Source organism: uncultured Nocardioides sp. (assembly GCF_947488025.1).
Classification (GTDB): Bacteria; Actinomycetota; Actinomycetes; order Propionibacteriales; family Nocardioidaceae; genus Nocardioides.
On sequence record NZ_CANKYS010000031.1, the window covers coordinates 1 to 2,418 of the forward strand.

Sequence of the window (2,418 nt, forward strand, 5' to 3'; positions counted from 1 at the left end):
CATTATGCACAGGGTCGGGGCGGTCGCTCATGATGCTTCGCCTTCCGTGAGGCCGGTGAGGAGCTGGTTGAAGAGGTCGGCTCGGTGGTGCTGGCCCTTGGCTGCGGCGTCGTCGTGCTGGGCCTGCAGGGTGGGTCGGAACTCGATGCTGGTCTGGAAGAAGCTGCAGTTCTCGCAGATCGCTTCGAAGGCGCAGTCGAGCTCGGTTGGTCGGGTGCAGTGGCCGTTGCCGAGGAGTCGGTGGTGTTCGCGGCGCAGTCGGGCCATCTTGGGTCCGATGGCGTCGGCGGGCAGCGGTTCGGTCTTGGCGTAGAGGGCGTCGACCTGATCGGTGACGGCGAAGTACTCGTCGGCCACGGTGCGGTTGGCGATCTTGGCGTAGCGCAGGGTCATGTCCATGCTGCGGTGACCGAGCATTGCCGCGATCGCTTCGAGTGACATGCCGCGGTTGATGGCCTGGGTGGCGAGTGTGTGCCGCAGCTGGTGGGGGTGGATGTGTGGCAGCCCGGCGGCAGCTCCGGCCTTGTTGAGCATGCGGGTGACGGTGTGCCGGTCGAGTGCCCGCCCGTTCTCGCGGGGCAGCAGCAGCGGGTGCCCGGGGTCGACGTGTGCGGTGCGGTAGTCCTCGATCAGGATCACCAGGTGTGGGTGTAGCGGCAGGTAGCGGTCCTCGCGGAGCTTGCCGACGGGGACGTGCAGCCAGGGTGCGGCACCGATCTGGACGACGGCGTCGGCGGACAGGGCGGTGAACTCGCTGACCCGTAGCCCGGTGCGTAGGAGCACCTCGACGGTGACCCGGATCAGCAGCCGGGACTCGGCTTGGGCGGCGCGGAGCAGCTTCGCGGCTGCGGCGTCGTCGAGGGCCTTGGGCAGCGGATGGTCCTGGCGGGGCAAGTCGCCGGGAAACATCGGCACTCGCGGTGGTGCTTCTTGCCAGCCCCATTCGTCGATGCGGACGAAGAACATCCGCAGCGTGCCGAGTCGGTGCGCCAGCGTCGCGGTGCTGGCCCGTGCCTTGTTCTGTCCGGGTCGTTTCGCGAGCCAGGGTTTGTAGTCCTCGATGTGGTGGCGGGTGACCTGGTCGATGCTGGTGACCTCTGGTGAGGTCTCGGCGAGGAAACCGGCGAAGGCGCGCAGTGCTTGGTCGGCGTTGGTGACGCTGCCTGGTCTGAGCACGCAGCCGATCTGGTTCAGGTAGCGCCGCATCGTGGACACGATCTGCGGGCGAGCGCTCAGCTGCTCCCAGGTGGGCAGCAGCAGCGGCCCGCTCACCGGACGCTCCCATCGATCGTGGTCGGCTGGGTCGGCTGGCCGGCGTAGAGCTGGGCGTCAAGGACTTCGGCGGCCTTGCGGTACTGCGCCGCGAGCCAGTCATCAGCCAGGTGCAGGTAGATCCGGGTGGACTCGATCGAGGCATGCCCGGCCTGGGCCTGCACCGCCTCGAGTGCCATCCCGGCCTCCCGGAGCCGGGTAAGGCAGGTGTGCCGCAGCTCGTGGCAGGTCGCATGGTCCAGCCCGGCGCGCCGCCGGGCGCCGGCGAGGACCTCATCCAGCCCGCGCACCGACAACGGCCGTCCCCTGGTGGGGCCCTTGAGGACCACGAACACCCGGTCGGTGTCCACGCCGGGCGGACGCTCGACGTCAAGGTAGGCCGCGACCGCGGCGAAGAACCGCGAGGACACCGGCACCAGGCGTTGGTGGCCGCCCTTGCCATCAGCGATAAAGACCCGGCGTTCGGCGACCCGCAGGTCCTCCAGCCGCAGCCCGAGGACCTCGCAGCGACGCAGCCCACCGAACACCATCGCCGCGACCATCGCCCGGTCCCGATGGGTGCGCAGCGCCGCGCTCAGCGCGTCGACCTCTTCGGGCGTGAGGATCCGCGGCAGCCGACGCACCCGTTTCGTCAGCGGCACTCCATGCCCGGGACGGTTGCGTTCGCGTCGAGTGGGCAACCCGCGTGGCACCGGATTCGCGGTGATGTCACCGCGGGCCTGGAGGTAGGCGAAGAACCCGGACACGAGCGACAACCGGCGAGCCACCGTGCTGATCGCGACCCCGCCCGGCTCGTCCTCAACCGGGTGCAGCCCCGCACCCCCACTGCGGCCCGTGCGCTGAGCGGTGACGAACCCCAGCACGTCAGCCGGGACAACCTCGGCCGGAGTCTTGTCCACCACCCTGAAGAACACCCGCAGGTCGTAGGCCGCGGCCAGCACCGTGTTCGGACGGCACCGGCCCTCCATGAACTCCAGGTAGTCATCGACCCACGGCACCCCGAGCCGGACCACCACCTCACCGGACGGTCCTCGAGAACGAATCAGACACGGATCGAGCAGGGACATCTCGGGGCCTCCAGCTCCGTCGACGGGCAGCCACAACGGCTGGTCGAAATGTCCTGAAGGATCACGTGCATAACAAGCA

The 2,418-nt window shown here is 69.1% G+C and carries 2 protein-coding genes; both read right to left on the reverse strand.

Translation table 11 applies throughout. The features are described from left to right. Window positions 1–27: 27 nt before the first annotated feature. A complete protein-coding gene (locus Q1B24_RS21730) occupies window positions 28–1,272 on the reverse strand; it encodes a tyrosine-type recombinase/integrase (RefSeq protein ID WP_299933051.1) in 1,245 nt (414 codons plus the stop codon). Then, a complete protein-coding gene (locus Q1B24_RS21735) occupies window positions 1,269–2,213 on the reverse strand; it encodes a tyrosine-type recombinase/integrase (protein WP_299933054.1) in 945 nt (314 codons plus the stop codon). Before Q1B24_RS21735 ends, Q1B24_RS21730 begins: the two co-directional genes overlap by 4 nt. Window positions 2,214–2,418 lie beyond the last annotated feature (205 nt).